We start from the raw sequence: 20,211 nt of genomic DNA, 5'->3' as shown, positions 1-20,211 counted from the left end.
GATCAGATGTTCTCCACGGGCTGGGGATCGCAGGGCGCCTGGTCGACAACAGGCCCCATGATGCGAAAGGCGAGGTAGAGTAGCACGGCAAGCAGGAGCGAATAAGCCAGTAACAAGAGGGGTGCCAGACCAAGCCAGCCCATCAGCCAGATATAGAGCGCTGAACTGGCTATCTGAATAATGCACAGGGTTGCACTGGCCAGAGCAATATGGCGCTGGCAACTGGCGAGGGCCTCACCCATCGCGATGCCGAAGCTGGCGGAAAAACCGATGCAAACGAAGGCAAAGCCAAAACGGATCAGCCAGAGCGCCCACAGCTGCGATGAACCATCATGGGCCAGCGCCATCAACAGCGCCTCCTGCCGGGAAGCCAGTAGCAACAGCAGTGCCAACCCCAAGGCGCCGTGGGCCCAGGCCAGCACCCTCTCCTTGCCCCACCGGCGGATCAACACCGGATTGAGAAAGGAGGTGATCATGCTGATCACGGCCATCGCCATCATGATCTCGGCGTAGCCGGCGGTATCCAGCCCCATCTCCGTCATCAATATCATGGGCGAGGTACTGACATAGGTCAGGATGCAGGTCATGCCGGTACTGGTCAGGCCGCACATCCACAAATACTGCTTCGAACGCAGAAACCCGAGGCGATCGGCAGGATGGCCAGTGGCCTGCCTGCCCTCCTCTGGGCGGGTCTCCCGCAGCCAGAGCAGAGTCACCAATCCCACCACGGCGCCGAGCAGGGCCATGGCCTGAAAGATGGCTGGCCAGTCGAAGCGGGCCAGAATGAGATAACCGAGCAGAGGCGCCAGCACGGGGATCACACAAATGATGCCGTTGATCATTGACAGGACAGCCGCCAGCCGGGCCGGCGCCAGCACATCGCGCAGCACGGTAAAGGTCATGATATAGAGGGTGCCTGCCCCTATCCCCTGACCGATGCGGCCCAGTAGAAATACTGTGATCGAGTCGGCATTGCCGGCCGCCAGCGAGGCCAGCACAAAGATCAGGGCGCCCGCCAGGATCACCGGCTTGCGACCATATCGGTCAGCCAGCAGTCCGCCGACCAACACGGTAGCAGCCATGCCAAACAGATAGGCTGAAAACGCGGTATGCAGCTGTGCCGCGCTGGCCGCTAGCGCGCCCCCGATTTGGGGGAGCGCGACCAGGTAGAGATCTATGCCCACCGGGTAGAGGGTGATCATCAAAAAACTGCAAACAAGGTAGGGACGCATGACAACTCCAGCAGTAGCGGACTGTCACCCAAGGCATGACAGTCGGATAAGCCTGTCACTATAGGGAAGAGGCCGATGAAAGAGTCGATAACGGCACTTTCCAATTTGGAAACCGAGGGGCGTCATGCTCCCTGCTCACTGCAAGCACACGGACTCCATCCGGCGATACCGGCAGATCATGTCAAACACGAAAATCCCATCAGGTATTTGCCCGGCTCACGGCGGGGCGATACCATCGGCGCCTGACTGCATAGAACCAGGACATCACAATGCCAACAGAGCTGATCCTCGCCTCCACCTCCCGCTACCGCAAAGCCCTGCTGGAAAAACTCGGCCTTCCTTTTGAATGTGCGGCCCCCGAGGTAGATGAGTCTCCCCTGCCCGGCGAATCTGCCGAAGCGCTGGTAGCGCGGCTGGCCCATGCCAAAGCAAACGCCATTGCCGACCGATTTGATCAAGGGCTGATCATAGGGTCCGATCAGGTGTGTGTCTGCGACGGTCAGATTCTGGGCAAACCGGGCACGGTGGAGAAGGCGGTGGCACAACTGATGGCTGCACAGGGCCGCAGCGTCACCTTTTATACCGGCCTGTGCGTGCTGGATGCCGCCAGCGGCCGGACTGAACAGCTGGTAGAACCTTTCACTGTGCACTTTCGCACGCTGGATGAAGCCGCCCTTCGCCGCTATGTAGAGGCTGAGCTGCCCCTTGATTGCGCGGGCAGTTTCAAATGTGAAGGTATGGGGATAGTGCTGTTCAAGGGGCTGGAGGGGCGCGATCCCAACGCTCTGATCGGCCTGCCACTGATCGGTCTGATCGAGCTGCTGGAACGCCATGGCCTCACCCTCCCCTGAGGGGAACGATATGCCCAGCAATGAAAAACGGGAGCCAAGGCTCCCGTTTTTCATCTTTTCATCAGACATGTGGCAAGGCGCTAGCCCAGCAACCGCTTGAGCTCATCCATGGTATCGACGACGGCAAGCGGATCATGTGCCTGCAACCGGCGCTTGTCGTGCACGCCCCAGCTCACCCCGATCCGCGGCATGCCCAGCGCCTCTGCCATCGCCATGTCATGGATGGAGTCGCCAATCATCACCGCCTGGTGCGCCGCTAAGCCCAGCTCATCCAGAATTTGCGTCAGCATCAGGGGATCGGGTTTGGAGTTGGCCTCGTCCGCGCCACGGCTGGCGGCAAACAGCGGCCGCAGTCCGGTATCATCCAGCACCCGATCCAGGCCACGGCGAGACTTACCGGTGGCCACCGCCAGCGCAATCCCCTGCCCGTGCCAGTGGTGCAGCAGCGCACTCGCCCCGGCAAACAACGGGCTGGGCGTGCCATCATGCACATAATGGTGACGATAGCGGGCGATCAGGGCGTAGGCCCGCTCGCCACCCGGCGCCAGCGCAAACAGCTGTGGAATGCCGACCTCCAGGCTGAGCCCTATGATCTGATGTGTCTCTATCGCAGTGGGCACCGGCTCGCCGCAATCGCGAGCCGCCCCCGCGACGCAGGCCACAATCCGCCCCACCGAGTCCATCAGGGTACCGTCCCAGTCGAAAATGGCGAGTCGGACCTCTTTCATCAGCGAGCCAGCTTGTTCAGGAAGTTGTCGAGTTCTGGTGCGAGCGGGGCTTCCACCTGCATCTCGCGACCATCGACCGGGTGGGTAAAGCTCAGCTTCCAGGCATGCAAAAACAACCGTTTCAGCCCTTGGCTACGCATTTTCTCGTCAAAGGCCGCTTCCCCATACTTGTCATCACAGGCGATCGGATGACCGGCATGCTGGGTATGCACCCGGATCTGGTGGGTACGACCCGTGATTGGGCTGCACTCGACCAGGGTCGCCTCGGCAAATTGACGGGCGATGCGGAAACGGGTTTCAGATGGCTTGCCATCACTGCTGACCCGCACCACCCGTTCACCGGATTGCAGATCATTCTTGCGCAGCGGCGCATTGACCACCTTGACGTGGGGCTGCCATTGGCCGCGCACCAGCGCCAGATACTGTTTGCGCATGGTCTTGACTCGCAACTGCTCATGCAGGCTGCGCAGGGCACTGCGCTTCTTGGCAACCAGTAACACGCCGGAGGTATCTCGATCGAGCCTGTGTACCAGCTCCAGGAAACGGGCATCCGGGCGCAGAGCGCGCAGCCCCTCGATGACACCGAAGCTCAGGCCGCTGCCACCGTGCACAGCCATGCCGGACGGTTTATTGAGCACTATCATGGCGTCGTCTTCAAACAGGATCTGGCTCTCCAGACGCTGAATGCTGCCGAGGTTGGCTGAGGGCAGTTCGTTTTTCTCGGCAACCCGCACGGGGGGGACCCGCACCTCGTCGCCTGGGCAGAGTTTGTATTCCGGTTTGATGCGCTTTTTGTTAACGCGCACTTCCCCCTTTCGAAGGATGCGATAGATCAGGCTCTTGGGGACGCCCTTTAGCTGAGTCTTGAGAAAATTGTCGATGCGCTGCCCTTCATGCTCAGCTTCGATGGTGAGCAGCCGCACTTGTTGTTGTATCTGTGTCATGGCGCGGATTTTAACACCGCCGGCGGCCCTTGGCTGCATGCTTTGTTGAAAAATGGCACCTTGCTATAAAAGTGGTTTAAATGGGATAATAAACAAGGTTTTGTCATTGTGTTCAAGCCTTGTACTAAGTGGCCAAAATTTATGCCACCCAATCCCGAAACACCGTGTATACAAGAACATGACGGTTCCCGGGTGCGAGGTACAGCGCATGGAGAACACAAACAGAACCGATTATTTGTCTCCACACCGGCATCCTTAATTCATGCCTTCTCGAGAAGGCCGAACCAGAGCGCCCTTAGTTTGCGCCTCATGCATACCCCAACCGGGAGGTTGCCCAAGTATGCTGAAGACCCGAGGCCGGCGCCGGCAGGATCCTGTGGAGGAAATCAAAATGACAAAATAACGAGAACTCAATGAAAAGAATGCTAATCAACGCGACTCAGGAAGAAGAGTTGCGCGTAGCGCTTGTTGACGGACAACAGCTCTACGATTTGGATATTGAAAGTCCGGGACACGAGCAGAAAAAAGCGAACATCTACAAGGGTAAAATCACCCGTGTAGAACCCAGTCTCGAAGCTGCTTTTGTCGACTATGGCGCTGAGCGTCACGGTTTCCTGCCATTGAAGGAGATCGCCCGCAATTACTTCCCCTCCGGTTACTCCTATCAGGGTCGTCCCAACATCAAAGAAGTGGTCCGCGAAGGCCAGGAAGTGATCGTCCAGATCGATAAGGAAGAGCGTGGCACCAAGGGTGCAGCCCTCACTACCTTTATCAGCCTGGCCGGTAGCTACCTGGTGCTGATGCCGAACAACCCCCGTGCCGGTGGTATCTCCCGCCGCATCGAGGGTGATGAACGGACTGAACTGAAAGAAGCCCTGAACGGACTGACAGTGCCGGACGGCATGGGCCTCATCGTGCGTACCGCCGGTGTGGGCAAATCCCCGGAAGAGCTGGAATGGGATCTGAACGTTCTGCTTAACCACTGGGACTCCATCCACAAGGCGTCACAGGACCGTACCGCTCCCGTGCTTATCCACCAGGAAAGCAACGTGATCGTGCGCGCCATTCGTGACTACCTGCGTCGCGATGTCGGCGAGATCCTGATCGACGACCCTGTCATCTTTGAACGTGCCCGTGCTCACATCGAGCTGGTTCGTCCCGATTTCCTCAACCGCGTGAAGCTGTACAAGGGTGAAGTCGCCCTGTTCAACCACTTCCAGATTGAGAGCCAAATCGAGTCGGCTTTCCAGCGCGAAGTACGCCTGCCCTCCGGCGGTAGCATCGTCATCGACCCGACCGAAGCGCTGACCTCCATCGATATCAACTCCTCCCGCGCCACCAAGGGCGGCGATATCGAAGAGACTGCGCTGCAAACCAACCTGGAAGCGGCCGACGAAATTGCCCGTCAATTGCGTCTGCGTGACTTGGGTGGTCTGATCGTGATCGACTTCATCGACATGACGCCGGTTCGCCATCAGCGCGAAGTGGAAAACCGTCTGCGTGAAGCCGTACATCAGGACCGCGCCCGCATCCAGCTGGGCCGGATCTCCCGTTTCGGTCTGCTGGAGATGTCCCGCCAGCGTCTGCGTCCCTCCCTCAACGAGTCAAGCAGCCACATCTGCCCCCGTTGCCAGGGTCAGGGCGTCATCCGTGACAACGAATCACTGGCCTTGTCCATCCTGCGTCTCATCGAAGAAGAGGCCATGAAGGACAACACAGAGCAGGTTCATGCTCAGGTGCCGGTCGATGTTGCCGCCTATCTGCTCAACGAGAAGCGCGCCTCCATCGCCAGTCTGGAACAGCGTAATGAAGTACGTCTGTACATCATTCCGAACCAGCATCTGGAAACCCCGCACTATGAAGTGACCCGTATTCGTCAGAACGAGATCCCGGAAGCGGCCAGCTACGAGCTCAAAACCGAGATTGCCAAGCCGGTCTACCAGCCGAAGCAGGCTCAGGTGATCGAGCGCGAGCAACCGCTGCTGCAAGGCTTCGTCCAGGCTCCTCAACCGGCCGCCCCTGCTGCACCTGCGCCCGTCACAGCACAGCCACAGGTTGCCGCCGAAGCGGGTCTGTTTGGCAAGCTGTTCAAGGCCATTTCGGGTCTGTTTACTGGCGATGCCGCCCCGAGCGATGTCAAGGCGCCTGCCGAGAAACCGGCTGCGCCGCGGGAAGCGCGCAAGGATGAAGGTCACCGTCATCAGCGTGATGAAAACCGTGGCCGTGGTCAGCGCCCCCGTCGTGACGACAACCGCAGCAACCGCAACACGGCAGAAGCTGGCGAGAAGCGCGAAGGCGCGGCCAATCGCGAGGGTGGTGAAAACCGCAATCGTCGTCCGCGTAAAGAACGCGAACCGCGTCAAGAGCGTGAGCCCCGTCAGGAACGTGAAGCCCGCGGTGAAGTCCGCACAGAACAGCGCCTGGAACGTGAGCCCCGCGAACCTCGCCAGGAACGCGAACCGCGTGCCCCGCGTCCTGCTCGTGAGCCCCGCGCACCGCGTGAGCCCCGTGCAGAGCTGGTCGTTGAAGCGGTCGACGCCGTTGAAACTGCCGTGGTCAGTGCCGAGCCTCAGCAGGAGAAAGAGCAGAAAGTCGCCGAACGCCGCGAGCGTCGTCAACTGCGCAAGCAGATCCGTGCCGATGTACCTGCTACCCAGCCGACTGATGAGCCGGTTGCTACCGTGGCCAATACCGCTGACACAGTGGAACAGAGTGACGAACAGGCCGACAGCCAGCGTCGTTCCCGTCGTACGCCGCGCAGCCAGCGTATCGAAGGTCAGCGTCGCAAGCGCATCAACGAAGATGCCCGCAGTCAGCGCGATGATGACGAGCAGCAAGCAGACTCCACTATCCTGACCACGGCCGCGCAGGCTGATGCGGCTCAGGTGAAAGTGGAAGAGCCGGCAGTGCCCGTCATCACAATCCCGAGCGCCGAAGCCATTGCTGCCGCCGTACAAGCCTCTGCTGCACTGACCGAGCATGTGGTGGTGGAAGCTGTTGCCGAAGAAGCCCGTGAGCAAGCAGAAGCCGTGGTAACCGCCGCCCCTGTTGTGACCGACACCCAGCCGGAAGCAGCCCCTGTTGTTGCTGCCAAGCCGGTTGTCGCTGACGTGGTGGCCACGCCTGTGGTTGCCGAAGTGAGCGTCGTTGTCACACCTGCTGACGACGTCGTTGCCACACCTGACGACGTCGTTGCCACAGTCGCACCTGTCATCGAGGTGGCTGCCGAGGTTGTTGCACCCGTTGTCGCGGAAGCTGCACCTGCAACTGAACCCGCGCCCCAGGTTGTTGAACCTGTTGTTGCCGAGCCAGTCGTAGCCGTGGTCGCCCAGGCAGAACCGGTAGCACCCGCTGCCGTTGCTGCGCCCGTGGTCAACCAGGCTAAGAAAGGTGCCGGTCTGCTGGCGGGTGCCCGCAAGGCTTCTGCCCCGATGGCAACGCCGGCGGCGGCCCCTGCCGTGCCTGAGCGTGCGCCTGTCGAGCAGGCACCGCTGGTGCGCAATGATGTGGCAAGCTCTGGCCGTCATGGCGGCAGCACGGCTGCTGTCAACGTGGCAACCAGCCCGGCTGGTCGTCCTTGATTGCCAACCAGCTAGCCTGATGGAAAAGAGCCACACACTGTGTGGCTCTTTTTTATCTTCAGTGTGGACTCTGGTGTCACTGACCCCCTGCCTTTCCCCATAGTTTTTCACTTTGCTCATCAAGCACTCTGTCACGCCAAAGCCACGCCTTCTCCTCGCAAGTCTGCCAATACGCGAAAATAGTCGCCTCTGTACGGCCCAATAAGCTGCAACGCCTAGTGACCCCTTTTGCCACGTACCCTGCCATTCCTAGCCAGCGATTATGAGTCACCCTCTGTGCCTAGTATCCGTCAATTAATAGCACCATGACCTGGAGAGATGTCCTGATCGCCCCATCACCTCGGCTTGCCCCAGGCGACAGCGCTCCCGCGCGCTGAGCCAAGCACAAACATCAGAGTGACAGGTTGCCGCGCTCCTGGCCCCCACCTATGCCTTTCAGCGGATGGCAAGCTAGACAGCATGGCGCATCAGGTTGGATTCCATGACGCCTATAGAAGATTGTTGAATAGGCAGGATTATCCATGCTGGTCCATTTGTGTTGCTATGTCTTTAACACATCTAGTTTGATGGCATATAAAGAGTCAAAAACATCAGAAACAAGTCATCGGCTCTCATCCCCTCAGTCTGCCCAAGCAAGTGCCTTGCACTCCCCCATTCAAATCCGCAGACATGAAAAAAGGGCCCGTAGGCCCTTCGTCAATGTCTGGGATGTGCGCTGTTATCAGCCGCCAAACAGGCGGTGGCTGATAAGAAACAGGCCACCAGAGAGCAGCATGGTGAGCGGCAGGGTCAGCACCCAGGCCATCAATATGGTCTTGATGGTCTGGCTCTGCAGGCCTGACTTGTTCGCCACCATGGTCCCCGCTACCGCAGAGGAGAGGATATGGGTGGTGGAGACAGGCATACCGGTCAAACTGGCAACACCGATAGAAGCGGCAGCCGTGATCTGGGCGGCGATGCCCTGGCTGTAAGTCATGCCAGTGGAGCCAATCTTCTCGCCGACTGTGTAGACGATACGACGCCAACCCACCATGGTCCCGCAACCCAGCGCCAGTGCGATGGAGACGATCACCCAGGTCGGTGCATACTCGGCGGTCGCAGTCAGATCCTTGCGCCATTTGGCCAGATCGGTCAACTCCTTGGCCGGCAACGGCAGCTTGGACACCTTGCGGGCGGTGTCGTCAATACACAGCAGCAGGCGACGCACTTCCCGACGATTGGTCAGGTCCATCTCTTCATAGGTGCGCACAGCGCCAAGACGGGCATCCAGCGTTGCCATCGCCTGCAGCACGCCATCGGCGGAGCAGTGGGTCATCAGCTCTTCCTGAGCCGTTGCCGGCGCAGAGAAGTTGATAACACCAGAGAGCGCGGACTGGTTGCGCTGGTAGATCTCCATGATGCGCTGGTTGGCATCCTGAGTGCGATCCAGCTCGTAGGAACGGCTGTTCATGTTCAGTGCGAAATAGGCCGGGGCCATGCAGATCAACACCAGCATCACCAGACCAATGCCCTTCTGACCATCGTTGGAGCCGTGCACGAAGCTCACCCCCATGGCGGAGGCGACCAGAGTGAGACGGGCCCAGAACGGCGGATGCTTCTTGCCATCCACCAGTAGTCGCTCTTGCGGAGTCTTGTGGATCTTGCTGCCCAGCCAGACTCGCTTCATGGCAAACAACAACAGGGCTGCCACGATAAAACCAACGGTTGGGGAGATGATCAGGGAAAGCATAATGTCGATCGCTTTGGCGACGTTGATACCCTGAGTGAGCGGCTGATGGTTGAGCCAGGCATAGGCACCGCCCACCCCCAGAATGGAACCGATCAGTGTGTGAGAACTGGAGGCCGGAATGCCCAGGAACCAAGTCCCCAGATTCCAGACAATGGCGGAAAACAGCAGGGAGAACACCATGATTAAACCCTGGGTGGAATCCATGCCCAACAGCAAATCAATCGGCAGCAAGTGGACAATGGCATAGGCCACCCCCAGACCACCGAACATGACACCCAAAAAGTTGAAGATCCCCGATGAGACTACCGCCAGGTGAGCCGGCATCGCCTTGGTATAGATAACCGTTGCTACCGCATTGGCGGTATCGTGAAAACCGTTGATGAACTCATAGGCCAACACAAAAAAAACGGCCAATACCAAACCGATTGACCACCACAAACCCAAACCACTAAACATTTCAAACATAAAAACGAACCTGTTTATGAGTTGCGGCGGATTATGCCAGAAGGCTGGTTGTGCCATACCCGCTGTTGAAATATTTCAGTAAGAAAAAAAAAGAGCATTCTATCAAAAAATAACTTAAAGCCAGTCACCACAAGGCTTGTCTGCGATTAATTAAACAGACCCACGCTGACAAAAAAAGTCCCCAAATGGGGACAATTCATCACAATCTTGCACGGCAACACTGTGTTTAGCTCACCTTAACCGTCAGATTTCGACCGACAGAATCGCGACATCTGTACACAGGGCATGCGAAAGCAAGCCACTCCCCTACCCCTTTACACCCGTCCCATGCTGCCCTGTCGCCCCAATCCGTGCCAAACCCGAAAAAAAGGGCGCCAATGGCACCCTTCGTTAACACCTTGCCACCGGTTCGGCTGTCGACCGGATCATGCAACACCGATGGTCAATCCTGATTCATACGGCTGGCAACAGCGCCCTGCTGGCTCTTGTACTTGGCATTTTCCCGCTTGTTATAGGGACGTGCCGCTGCCCCGGAGAGCATCTCGAAGTTCAGTGCGCCTATCTTCATCTTGGGACGCAGCGCCAGCGGCAACTTGCCGCCGTTGTAGAACTCCAGCACGATGCGACCGGACCAACCCGGATCGATCCGGTGTGCGGTGACGTGCACCATCAACCCTAGACGGGCCAGGGAGGAGCGGCCATCCAGCCAACCGACGATGTCGGCCGGCAAAGTAACGGATTCATAAGTTACCGCCAACGCCAGTTGGCCCGGGTGCAGATAGAAGGCTTCCCCATCTGCAATGTGGATCTCGTCGCTCATCACCCGATCGATGGCATCAGCCATCTCGCCACTCGGGCCGCTCAAGTCGATATAGGGGGCAGTGTGATCGCGAAACACTCTAAACTCGTTGCCCAGCAGTACATCGACGCTGACGCCGCTGATCCGCTCAACACCGGGTCTTGGCTCAATGACGATCTTGCCTTCATCCAGATGGCGTTCAATATCGGTATCACAAAGACGCATTGGGCGACTCTCCTGACAAAATGTTCATTTAAAAAAGCCGGGCATCACCCGGCTTGTTTCATCTCAACCAATCAACATGTGGCGGATACGCGCCTTGAGCATGTCGATGGCGATGCGGTTCTTGCCACCACGGGGTACGATCACGTCCGCGTACTGCTTGGAAGGCTCGATAAACTGCAGGAACATGGGACGTACCGTCTTCTGATACTGCTTAAGCACGGAATCCATGGTACGACCACGCTCTTGCACATCACGCACCAGACGGCGCAGCAGGCAGATATCCAGCGGGGTATCCATGAAGATGGAGGCATCCATCAGATCACGCAAGCGGCTGTCGGTCAGCAGCAGGATCCCTTCAAGAATGATCACCTTGCGTGGGGCAAAATGGCTTACTTCTGCCATCCGAGTATGCTCGGAATAGGAATATTGCGGGAGGTCTACCCCTTCCCCCTTGAGCAAAGAGCCAAGATGCTCAACCAGCAAGCTGTGGTCCATTGAGCTGGGATGGTCATAGTTGGTCTTGACCCGCTCTTCCATTGTCAGATGGGATTGATCCTTGTAGTAGCAATCTTCGGAGATGACACCGATTTCCCCCGCGCCCAGTTCGGCCACCAGCTCTTCATAAATGGTTTGGGCTATAAGGCTCTTGCCAGACGCGGATGCGCCAGCAATACCGATGATCACACACGAATGTTGAGTATCAGACATTGAAAATACCTAAAGAGAAGAGCAGTGGGGATTGTTTAAACCGATCCATTATATAAAAAAGGGTGAGCCATGCCCACCCTCAAATCCACCTCAACCACACGACAGCCGATTATTCATCCAGCGCCACCGTATAGAGAGGGGTCGCAATCGGTTTACCGCTGAAATAGAGTTCAGCCCCCACCCGCCGAGCCAGTTTCATATAGGCCTGAGCCAGGCTCCCTTCCGGTGCACCGAACACGGTCGGGCGTCCATCATCCATGTGCTGGCGGATATCAATGTGCAACGGCAGCTGACCAAGCAGTGCCACATGATACTGCTCAGCCATCTTCTGGCCGCCGCCGGTCCCAAACAGGGGCTCGTGATGACCGCAGGCACTGCAGAGGTGATAGCTCATGTTTTCTATGATGCCGAGCACGGGCACATTGACCTTGTTGAACATGGCGACTCCCTTGCGGGCATCCGCCAGCGCCACGTCCTGCGGCGTGGTCACGATCACCGCCGCCGAGGTCGGCACCTGCTGGGCCATGGTGAGCTGGATGTCACCCGTGCCTGGCGGCATGTCCACCACCAGATAATCCACCTCGCCCCAGCGGGTCTCGTGCAGGATCTGGGCCAGTGCCTTGCTCGCCATGGGGCCACGCCAGATGGTGGCGTCCTGCTCATCCACCAGATAGCCGATGCTGTTGCTCTTGAGGCCGCAGGCCATCACGGGCTCCATCAGCTTGCCGTCACGGCTGCTGGGGCGCTCCTTGACCGTCCCCATCATGGTCGGAATGGAGGGTCCATAGATATCCGCATCCAGAATGGCGACTCGCGCCCCCTCCTTTTGCAACGCCAGCGCCAGGTTGACGGCCGTGGTGGACTTGCCCACCCCGCCCTTGCCGGAGGCGACCACCAGGATGTTGCGGATCCCCTGCACCGCTGCCAGCCCTTGCGCCCGCGGCAAGCTGGCCACCTCGATGTCACACACCCAGTCGATGCGAGTAGCGCCGGTGGCGCCGCGCAGCCGGACATCGAAGTCCTGCTTGATCTGCTCAAACAGGGAACGCCCGGCAAAGGGCAACACCAGCGCTATGGTCAGGCTTTTCCCCTGCAACGCTGCGCTGCGCACAAACCCGGCCGCAACCAGATCCTTGCCCCACCCTGTCGGTTTAAATTCGGCCAGGATCTGTTTTACTGAATCAATCACCATTAACTCCTCATTATCTTGTCATTATCTTGAGGTGAACGGTTACCGCACACAAATCAGTGGCTTGCCTGCTTGCCAACCAGCGCGAGCACCAGGGCGGACAGCGCCACAACCCTAGGCAGGCTACCCCCAATTCGGGTAACATGCACGGCACTGTATCATCCCAACAAGCACATCAAGAACGACTATATGGCAACTGATCCTCGTACAATGCTGGTAACCTGCGCCCTCCCTTATGCCAATGGCTCCATCCATCTTGGCCACATGCTGGAACACATCCAGGCCGATATCTGGGTTCGTTATCAGCGAATGCGCGGTCATCAGGTGCACTTCATCTGTGCCGATGATGCCCATGGCACCCCCATCATGCTCAAAGCGCAACAGATGGGGATCACCCCGGAAGAGATGATTGCGGCCGTATCCAAAGAGCACCAGACAGACTTCGCCGGGTTCAACATCAGCTTTGACAACTATCACTCCACCCACAGCGACGAGAACCGCGAGCTGGCGGAGCTGATTTACGGTCGTCTGAAAGCCGGTGGCTTTATCAAGGGTCGCACCATCACCCAGCTGTTCGATCCGGAAAAATCCATGTTCCTGCCGGACCGCTTCGTCAAGGGCACCTGCCCCAAGTGCAAGTCTCCGGAGCAATACGGCGACAACTGTGACAGCTGCGGCGCTACCTACAGCCCGACCGAGCTGATCGATCCGAAATCCGCCGTCTCAGGCGCCACGCCAGTCATGAAAGACTCAGAGCATTTCTTCTTCGACCTGCCGCAGTTTGAAACCTGGCTGGCCGGCTGGGTGCGCGGTTCTGGCGCCATTCAGGAAGAGATGGCCAACAAGATGCAGGAGTGGTTCGAGAGCGGCCTGCAGCAGTGGGACATCACCCGCGATGCCCCCTACTTCGGTTTCGAGATCCCGGGTGCTCCGGGTAAGTTCTTCTACGTCTGGCTGGATGCCCCCATCGGCTACATGGCGTCGTTCAAGAACCTCTGTAACAAGCGCGGCGACATCGACTTTGACAGCTACTGGAACAAAGACTCCAGCGCCGAGCTCTACCACTTCATCGGTAAAGACATCGCCTACTTCCACTGCCTGTTCTGGCCAGCCATGCTGGAAGGTGCCAACTTCCGCAAGCCGACCAAGGTCAACGTGCACGGCTATGTGACCGTCAACGGCGCCAAGATGTCCAAATCCAAGGGCACCTTCATCAAGGCATCCACTTATCTGAACCACCTGGATCCGGAGTGCCTGCGTTACTACTACGCCGCCAAGCTCAACAGCCGCATCGACGATCTGGACTTGAACCTGGATGACTTCGTGGCGCGGGTCAACGCCGACGTGGTCAACAAGCTGGTCAACCTCGCCTCCCGCAACGCCGGCTTCATCGCCAAGCGTTTCGACGGCAAACTGGCCGCCACCTGCGCCGAGCCCGAGCTCTACGCCGAGTTCGCCAATGCCAGCACCTCCATCAGCGAGGCCTATGAAGCGCGCGAGTTCAGCCGTGCCATCCGCGAGATCATGGCGCTGGCCGACAAGGCTAACCGCTATGTGGATGAGAAGGCGCCCTGGGTACTGGCCAAGCAAGAAGGGGCTGACGCCGAGCTGCAAGCGGTCTGCTCAGTCGGTATCAACCTGTTCCGTGTGCTGATGGCCTACCTCAAGCCGGTCATGCCGCTCTTGGCCGAACGTGCCGAAGCCTTCCTGGGTGAAACCCTCACTTGGGATGGTGTGGCACTGCCACTGACCAACCATCAGCTGACTCCGTTCAAGGCACTCTTCTCCCGCATCGAGCCCGCCAAGATTGAAGCCATGATCGAGGCCTCCAAGGAGGACCTTGCCAAGGAGCAAGCCCCCAAGATCACCGGCCCGCTGGCAGATGATCCTATCAGCGAAACCATCTCTTTTGATGATTTCGCCAAGCTTGACCTGCGGGTCGCACTGATCAAGAAGGCCGAAGCGGTACCGGAGGCCGACAAGCTGCTCAAGCTGCAGCTGGATCTGGGCGGTGAAACCCGTCAGGTGTTTGCCGGCATCAAATCCGCCTACAACCCGGAAGATCTGGAAGGCAAGCTGACCGTGATGGTGGCCAACCTGGCGCCACGCAAGATGCGCTTTGGCATGTCCGAAGGCATGGTGCTGGCCGCAGGCCCGGGCGGCAAGGATCTCTGGATCCTGGAGCCGCAGGAAGGCGCTCAGCCTGGCATGCGCGTCAAATAAGCACGCTTGCTCACCCCCCATGAGAAGAGAGGCCATTTGGCCTCTCTTTTTTGATCCCCCTTTTTACACGGCATTTTACACGGCATGGCAGCGGCCTCCCATCGCCACCACTCCCATATCGGCTTGTTGCCGCCGCGCAATTTGCCTAGACTGCCTGTTCACTTCGGGTCGCACATCGACCCCCTCCATCAGGCAAGGAGCAAGCATGATCACCTTATACGGAACCCCTGTCAGTCGAGCCCTGCGCATCTCCTGGTTACTGGAAGAGTTGGGCGTGGCGTGGCAATTTCAGTTTCTCGATTTCGCCAAGGGCGAGAATCGCAGCGACTGGTTTCTGGCGCTGAACCCGAGCGGCAAGATGCCGGTGCTCAAAGATGGGGATTTTGTGCTGACCGAATCTGCCGCCATCATGCAGTACCTGGCAGAAAACTATGGTGCAGATTGGCTGCCAGCCAGAGGAACGCAGGCATCGGCGCTGCATGCCCAGTGGGTCAGCTTCATCACCTGTGAGCTGGAGCAACCCTTGTGGACCATCGGCAAGCACAAGTTTGCACTGCCCGAACCACAGCGCCTGCCGGCCATCTTCCCCACCGCCAAGTGGGAGTTTGACAAGGCGGCAGCCATCGCCGAGTCCTGGGTGCCGGCGCACGGCTACCTGCTGGGCGAGCAGATCACCCTGGCGGATCTGCTGCTGGCCCATACCCTGATGTGGGCAACCCGCTTCGAGCAGACCATTCCATCCAAGCTGGCCGCCTATCGGGATCGTCTGGCCAAACGCCCGGCTCTGCAGGCCGTGCTGGCCAAGACCCAGGCCATCGCCGACGCCGCCCAGGCCAGCTGACGCCAACATGTGCAAACGGGAGCCCCGATGGCTCCCGTTTTCATGCGTGACATGGCGGTTTCGCTGCGCTCAATTGGTATGAAAGCCACTCCCTTTGGGCGGCGGCGCCTCCGTATACTCCATCCGGGTCACTTCGGCGGTGCGCGGCCCGTGTTCCAGCCAGCCCAGCATCATCTGCACCCTGTGCTCGGGCCCACAGATCAGGATCTCCACCGACCCGTCCTCCAGGTTATAGGCGTGGCCGCGCAGCCCCAGTTGCAGCGCCTGTTCTCGGGTGAAGTAGCGAAATCCAACCCCTTGCACCTGACCCCAGACTCGTACGACAAACGATTGCTCTCTCATTTCTCACACCTTCCCCTTAAGAAATTCTCCCCCAAGGCGATAATGAGCGCGACACTCTCTTCCCCTTGCAGGACGCAATGCCATTATGAAAGAAGTAAAATTCCGGTGGGTTGACCGTTATCTCATTCACCTCACGATCAGCGAAAAATTTCTCATCACCTTCTGGTGCCCTTTGTTGTTCATCGCCCTGCTCACCGGGTACCTGCTGGCTGACGGTCATGATCAGCAGATGCAGATCCGGCTGGATCAACTCAAACAACGGGTCGAGACCAGCGCCCAACTGGTAAGCCAGCAAGCCACCCTCACCCTGCCCGCCGATCTTACCGTCAGCCCGACCGGCAGTGCCGGCCTGAGCCAGCAGGGCGACAACTACCGTTTCAGCGCCAGCGCAGGCCAGGCCGGTTTCGTGACCGGCAGCCTGGATGCCGGTCGCTACTCCATGTGGGAAGGACAAGGTACCACCCTCACCATCATCGCCGTGCTGGCGGCCTTGCTGGCCCTCATCACCCACTATCTGATGACCTTTGTCTCCGGTGCCCTCTACTCCACCAACAAGGCGTTACAGACAGTGGCTGACGGGGATCTCACCTTCCGCCTCAATTTCTTCCCGGTGCGGGACGAGTTCTCCATCCTCGCGGGCAGCATAGACAGATTCACCGACCGCCAGCACAAGATAGTACAACTGGTGGAGGAGTCTGCCGAGGCGCTCACCATGGCCGCCGACGAGTTTCGCGATCACGCCAGCGAAGGGGAAACCATGGCCCGCTCCCAGCGCCAGCACATGGACTCCCTGGCCGCCGCCATGGAGCAGATGTCGGCCGCCATCCGCGAAGTGGCGCGCAACGCCAACGACACCCTGCAACAGACCCGTCAGTCGAGCGAAGAGGCGGCCAATGGCGCCGCCCGGGTATCCCTTACCATCGCCACCATCCGCACCCTGGCCGACGAGATAGGCAATGCCTCCGGCGCGGTAGAGCGGCTCACCGACAATGCTAACCGGATCAACGAGGTGGTCAACGTCATCAACGCCATCTCCCAGCAGACCAACCTGCTAGCGCTCAACGCCGCCATCGAGGCGGCACGGGCCGGTGAGCAGGGACGCGGCTTTGCGGTGGTGGCCGACGAGGTACGTACCCTCGCCAGCCGCACCCAGCAGGCCACCGTCGAGATCCAGCAGATGATCGAAGAGCTGCAGACCGGTACCGGTGCCCTCAACGACATCATGGAGAAAACCGTTGACCGCGCTGCCAGCAGCCAGGCGCTGATCAGCGAAGTGGGGCTCGACATCGACAAGCTCAGCCATCACAGCGATGCAGTGCTGGAGATGAGTACCCAGATCGCCACCTCCAGCGAAGAGCAGAGTTCGGTCGCCGAGGAGATCACCCGCAACCTGGACCAGGTGCGCCACGAAGCGGGTCAGGTGGAGGAATCCGCCAGCGCTTCGGTGGCCGGCACTGCCGGGCTCAAAGGCACGGCAACCGAGCTGGCCCAAGCATTGAAGGGGATCAAGAGCTGATCTGAGCCCGATGCCAGATCAGACAAACCGGGCTCTCTTGCCAAGGTTGTTTGAGTTTTACCAGCGGGCCACATAGAATGTGGCCCCTTTTCTTTTTACCATCGGCAAACACCCATGAGCGTTTTCATCTATCTCGTCAAAGGCCGCGAAAAATCCCTGCTGCGCCGTCACCCCTGGATCTTCTCCAAGGGGATTGAGCGGGTTGAAGGCAACCCCGTTGACGGCGATACCGTCGAGATTTACGCCAACGATGGCAAATGGCTCGCCCGTGGTGCCTGGTCAGGCAGCTCCCAGATCCGTGCTCGGGTCTGGACCTTCAATAAAGAAGAGACAATCGATCTCGACTTCTTTATCCGCCGCCTCAAATATGCGCAGGAGTCTCGCGATCCGCTGATCAAGCGTCAGGGTCTCACCGGCTATCGCCTGTGCGCCGCCGAATCTGACGGCCTGCCGGGCCTGACCATCGACCGTTATGCCGATTTTCTGGTGTGCCAGATCCTCTCCGCTGGTGCCGAGTTCCAGCGTGAGCTGATAACGCAAGCCCTGCGAACCCTCTACCCAGAGTGCAACATCTATGAGCGCTCCGACGTAGCAGTACGTAAAAAAGAGGGGCTGAAAGAGCGCACCGGTGTCATCCATGGCGAAGCCCCGACCGAACCGGTCGTGATCGAAGAGAACGGCGGCGTGAAGATCCTGGTGGATATTCGCAACGGCCACAAAACCGGCTTCTATCTGGATCAGCGCGACAACCGTCAGGCGGTCTCCAAGTACACCGAAGGCAAACGTGTCCTTAACTGCTTCAGCTACACCGGTGGTTTTGGCATTTATGCCCTCAAGGGTGGCGCTAAAGAGGTGGTCAACGTCGATCTCTCTCAGAATGCGCTGGATATCGCTCGCCAGAATGCCGAGCTGAACGGGCTCGATATCAGCAACACCCAGTTCGTCCGCCACGATGTGTTCAAGCTGCTGCGCGAATACCGTGAGAAGGGCGAGAAGTTCGATGTCATCGTGCTGGATCCACCCAAATTTGCCGAGAGCAAGGCCCAACTGCTGGGTGCCTGCCGTGGTTACAAGGACATCAACATGTTGGCGTTCCAGCTGCTGGCGCCGGGTGGTGTGCTCTTGACCTACTCCTGCTCTGGCTTGATGGAGCAGAGCCTGTTCCAGAAGATAGTGGCCGATGCGGCGCTCGATGCCGGTCGCGATGCCCAGATCCTGGAGCTGTTGTCACAAGCCTCCGATCACCCCATCGGCACCGCCTATCCGGAAGGTTTCTACCTCAAGGGTCTGGTGGTGCGCGCCCGCTGATCGGCCGTCATCTTCCCTTGTGATCAATCAGGCCCCTTGCGGGCCTGATTGTTTTGCGTCGCTGTGTATAGACCTGAGCCTGAAACTCGCCCCCCATCCCGATGACTACCCTCTCCGCCCTGCTCCTCTTTCCCTGCCGGTTCTCCACTGTTTCTCTGTTTAACTTTTTTGCACAATCCCTGCACATTTATGACTTAAATCACACCCGTATGAATCTCTTTTTTGTAGTGTGATCCCGCCTGCGGCAGCCAAGCCGGGGCCGCCGCCCCGTCAGGATTGATGGGCGGCACAACAACAAAAAACGATGTCAGGCCAAGCTGAACATCACAAGGGATCCCGATATGAATCAATCATTGCCGCTGTTAACGCCGCTGCGGGGCATCGCTGCCCTGATGGTGGTGCTGTTCCATGCCCGATTAGTGCTCTTTCCCCAGTGGATGGAGTCGATCGCAGGCCACACGCAACTCATCGAGAACGGCTACCTCTGGGTCGATCTGTTCTTTATTTTGAGCGGACTGGTGCTGGCCCACGTCTACGGGGAGGCCTTCACCCGCACGCCCCGCACCCTGGGCTATGGCCGCTTTCTCTGGCTGCGGCTGACCCGCGTCTACCCCCTCTACTTTATGACCCTGGTGCTGCTGGTTGGCTGGGAGCTTTACAAGGCGCAGCACGGGGTGGGCTTCTATGCAGGCCCCTTGTTCAAGATGTGGGAGTGGGAAGGTATGCCCCCCTTCGGCTCCCCCTTCACCCCGGCCGAGGCACTGCCAAGCGCCTTCCTGCTGCTACAGGTGGTGACGGATCACGGACTGACCTGGAACTTCGCCGCCTGGTCGCTCAGCGTGGAGTGGATAAGCTACCTGCTGTTCCCGCTGCTTATTCCGCTCGCGGTATCCCGCAGTCGCTGGAGCCATCTCGCGCCCCTGTTCGCGCTGACGGTGCTGGCGTTTATCGTGCACAGTCGCGGCACTCTGGATGTCACCAGCGGGGCGCTGGCTGTGTGGCGCGGGGTGAGTGAATTTGTGCTCTGGCTCTGGCTGCTGCCCAGGGTAAAAGCCGCGCAACGCTTGCCCATGATGCAACGGGATCTGCCGCTGCTGATCGCCTTTGTGCTGCCCTTCGCGCTGATGCAGTTCACCATGACGCCGCCACTGACTTTGCTGCTCATTGGTGCCTACGTGCTGCTGATCTGGATTGCCGCCGCACAGGGGGCGCGCCAGAGTCCGCTGCTGCGCCTGCTGGACAACCGATTCACCAACTGGCTGGGGGATCTCTCCTACTCCGTCTACCTGCTGCATGCGCTGGTATTGCTCACGGGTTGCGAACTGATCCACTATCTGGCGCCGGAGCTCACCGCGTGGTGGTATGCCCAGACCCACCCGCTGTTGGGCGTGGTGGCGACCTTGCTGATGCTGGCGGTGCTGATCGGCCTCTCGGCGTTAAGCTACAACCTGCTGGAGCGGCCACTGCAACGGCGTCTGCGCCGCTGGGGCAAGTCACGGCAACCGGCGCTGGAGCGAGCCGGGTAAGGTC

At 59.1% G+C, this 20,211-nt stretch carries 15 protein-coding genes; 7 read left to right on the top strand and 8 right to left on the bottom strand.

Annotated elements, in window-relative coordinates; all coding sequences use genetic code 11:
* Nucleotides 1-2 precede the first annotated feature (2 nt).
* Nucleotides 3-1,232, bottom strand: a complete 1,230-nt coding sequence (locus tag BN1129_RS15710) for an MdtL family multidrug efflux MFS transporter (RefSeq protein WP_042037734.1) — start codon at nt 1,230-1,232, stop codon at nt 3-5.
* A gap of 269 nt (nt 1,233-1,501) precedes the next feature.
* Here BN1129_RS15710 and BN1129_RS15705 point away from each other — a divergent pair, with 269 nt between their 5' ends.
* Entirely contained in the window at nt 1,502-2,083 is a 582-nt protein-coding gene (locus BN1129_RS15705; RefSeq protein ID WP_042037732.1) for a Maf family protein, read from the top strand.
* An 80-nt stretch (nt 2,084-2,163) separates the two neighbouring features.
* On the opposite strand, the gene BN1129_RS15700 is transcribed toward BN1129_RS15705, so the two are convergent.
* Together BN1129_RS15700 and rluC are read right to left on the bottom strand one after the other, a co-directional pair.
* The gene (locus tag BN1129_RS15700; RefSeq protein WP_042037731.1) at nt 2,164-2,811 is read right to left on the bottom strand and encodes an HAD family hydrolase; all 648 of its coding nucleotides are present in this window, start codon (nt 2,809-2,811) and stop codon (nt 2,164-2,166) included.
* Nucleotides 2,811-3,755, bottom strand: a complete 945-nt coding sequence (gene rluC, locus BN1129_RS15695; protein WP_209418522.1) for a 23S rRNA pseudouridine(955/2504/2580) synthase RluC — start codon at nt 3,753-3,755, stop codon at nt 2,811-2,813. Before rluC ends, BN1129_RS15700 begins: the two co-directional genes overlap by 1 nt.
* A 413-nt stretch (nt 3,756-4,168) precedes the next feature.
* On the opposite strand from rluC, the gene rne reads away from it, so the two are divergent.
* Entirely contained in the window at nt 4,169-7,336 is a 3,168-nt protein-coding gene (rne, locus tag BN1129_RS15690) for a ribonuclease E (protein ID WP_042037728.1), read from the top strand.
* Between the two features lie 721 nt (nt 7,337-8,057).
* Here rne and BN1129_RS15685 read toward each other — a convergent pair.
* From BN1129_RS15685 to apbC, 4 genes are all read right to left on the bottom strand, one after another.
* A complete protein-coding gene (locus tag BN1129_RS15685; RefSeq protein ID WP_042037726.1) occupies nt 8,058-9,530 on the bottom strand; it encodes an inorganic phosphate transporter in 1,473 nt (490 codons plus the stop codon).
* Between the two features lie 442 nt (nt 9,531-9,972).
* Nucleotides 9,973-10,554 carry a dCTP deaminase gene (gene dcd, locus BN1129_RS15680; protein WP_042037725.1) on the bottom strand — a complete coding sequence of 194 codons (582 nt, stop codon included), beginning with the start codon at nt 10,552-10,554 and terminating at the stop codon, nt 9,973-9,975.
* 63 nt (nt 10,555-10,617) lie between these two features.
* Nucleotides 10,618-11,262, bottom strand: a complete 645-nt coding sequence (gene udk, locus BN1129_RS15675) for a uridine kinase (RefSeq protein ID WP_042037723.1) — start codon at nt 11,260-11,262, stop codon at nt 10,618-10,620.
* A 109-nt stretch (nt 11,263-11,371) separates the two neighbouring features.
* Entirely contained in the window at nt 11,372-12,454 is a 1,083-nt protein-coding gene (gene apbC / locus BN1129_RS15670; protein WP_042037722.1) for an iron-sulfur cluster carrier protein ApbC, read from the bottom strand.
* A gap of 186 nt (nt 12,455-12,640) precedes the next feature.
* Between apbC and metG the strand changes: the two genes are divergently transcribed.
* Both metG and BN1129_RS15660 read left to right on the top strand, forming a co-directional pair.
* Nucleotides 12,641-14,674 (top strand): methionine--tRNA ligase, encoded by a 2,034-nt coding sequence (gene metG, locus BN1129_RS15665; protein WP_042037720.1) that lies wholly within the window; start codon nt 12,641-12,643, stop codon nt 14,672-14,674.
* A gap of 205 nt (nt 14,675-14,879) precedes the next feature.
* Nucleotides 14,880-15,515, top strand: coding sequence for a glutathione S-transferase family protein (locus BN1129_RS15660; protein ID WP_042037718.1), 636 nt, complete (start codon nt 14,880-14,882; stop codon nt 15,513-15,515).
* A 69-nt stretch (nt 15,516-15,584) separates the two neighbouring features.
* Here BN1129_RS15660 and yccX read toward each other — a convergent pair whose 3' ends face one another.
* Nucleotides 15,585-15,857 (bottom strand): acylphosphatase, encoded by a 273-nt coding sequence (yccX, locus tag BN1129_RS15655; RefSeq protein WP_042037715.1) that lies wholly within the window; start codon nt 15,855-15,857, stop codon nt 15,585-15,587.
* An 85-nt stretch (nt 15,858-15,942) separates the two neighbouring features.
* On the opposite strand from yccX, the gene BN1129_RS15650 reads away from it, so the two are divergent.
* The 3 genes from BN1129_RS15650 (at nt 15,943) to BN1129_RS15635 (ending at nt 20,207) form a co-directional block, all read left to right on the top strand.
* On the top strand, nt 15,943-17,373 hold the full coding sequence (locus BN1129_RS15650) for a methyl-accepting chemotaxis protein (RefSeq protein ID WP_042037713.1): 1,431 nt from the start codon (nt 15,943-15,945) through the stop codon (nt 17,371-17,373).
* Between the two features lie 114 nt (nt 17,374-17,487).
* Entirely contained in the window at nt 17,488-18,681 is a 1,194-nt protein-coding gene (locus tag BN1129_RS15645; protein WP_042037710.1) for a class I SAM-dependent methyltransferase, read from the top strand.
* A gap of 341 nt (nt 18,682-19,022) precedes the next feature.
* Complete coding sequence (locus BN1129_RS15635) at nt 19,023-20,207, top strand: acyltransferase family protein (protein ID WP_042037706.1); 1,185 nt, start codon at nt 19,023-19,025, stop codon at nt 20,205-20,207.
* The last annotated feature ends 4 nt before the right edge of the window (nt 20,208-20,211 follow it).

It is taken from the genome of Aeromonas popoffii, assembly GCF_000820025.1.
Taxonomy (GTDB): Bacteria; Pseudomonadota; Gammaproteobacteria; order Enterobacterales; family Aeromonadaceae; genus Aeromonas; species Aeromonas popoffii.
This window is presented reverse-complemented; position numbering and strand designations above follow the sequence as displayed.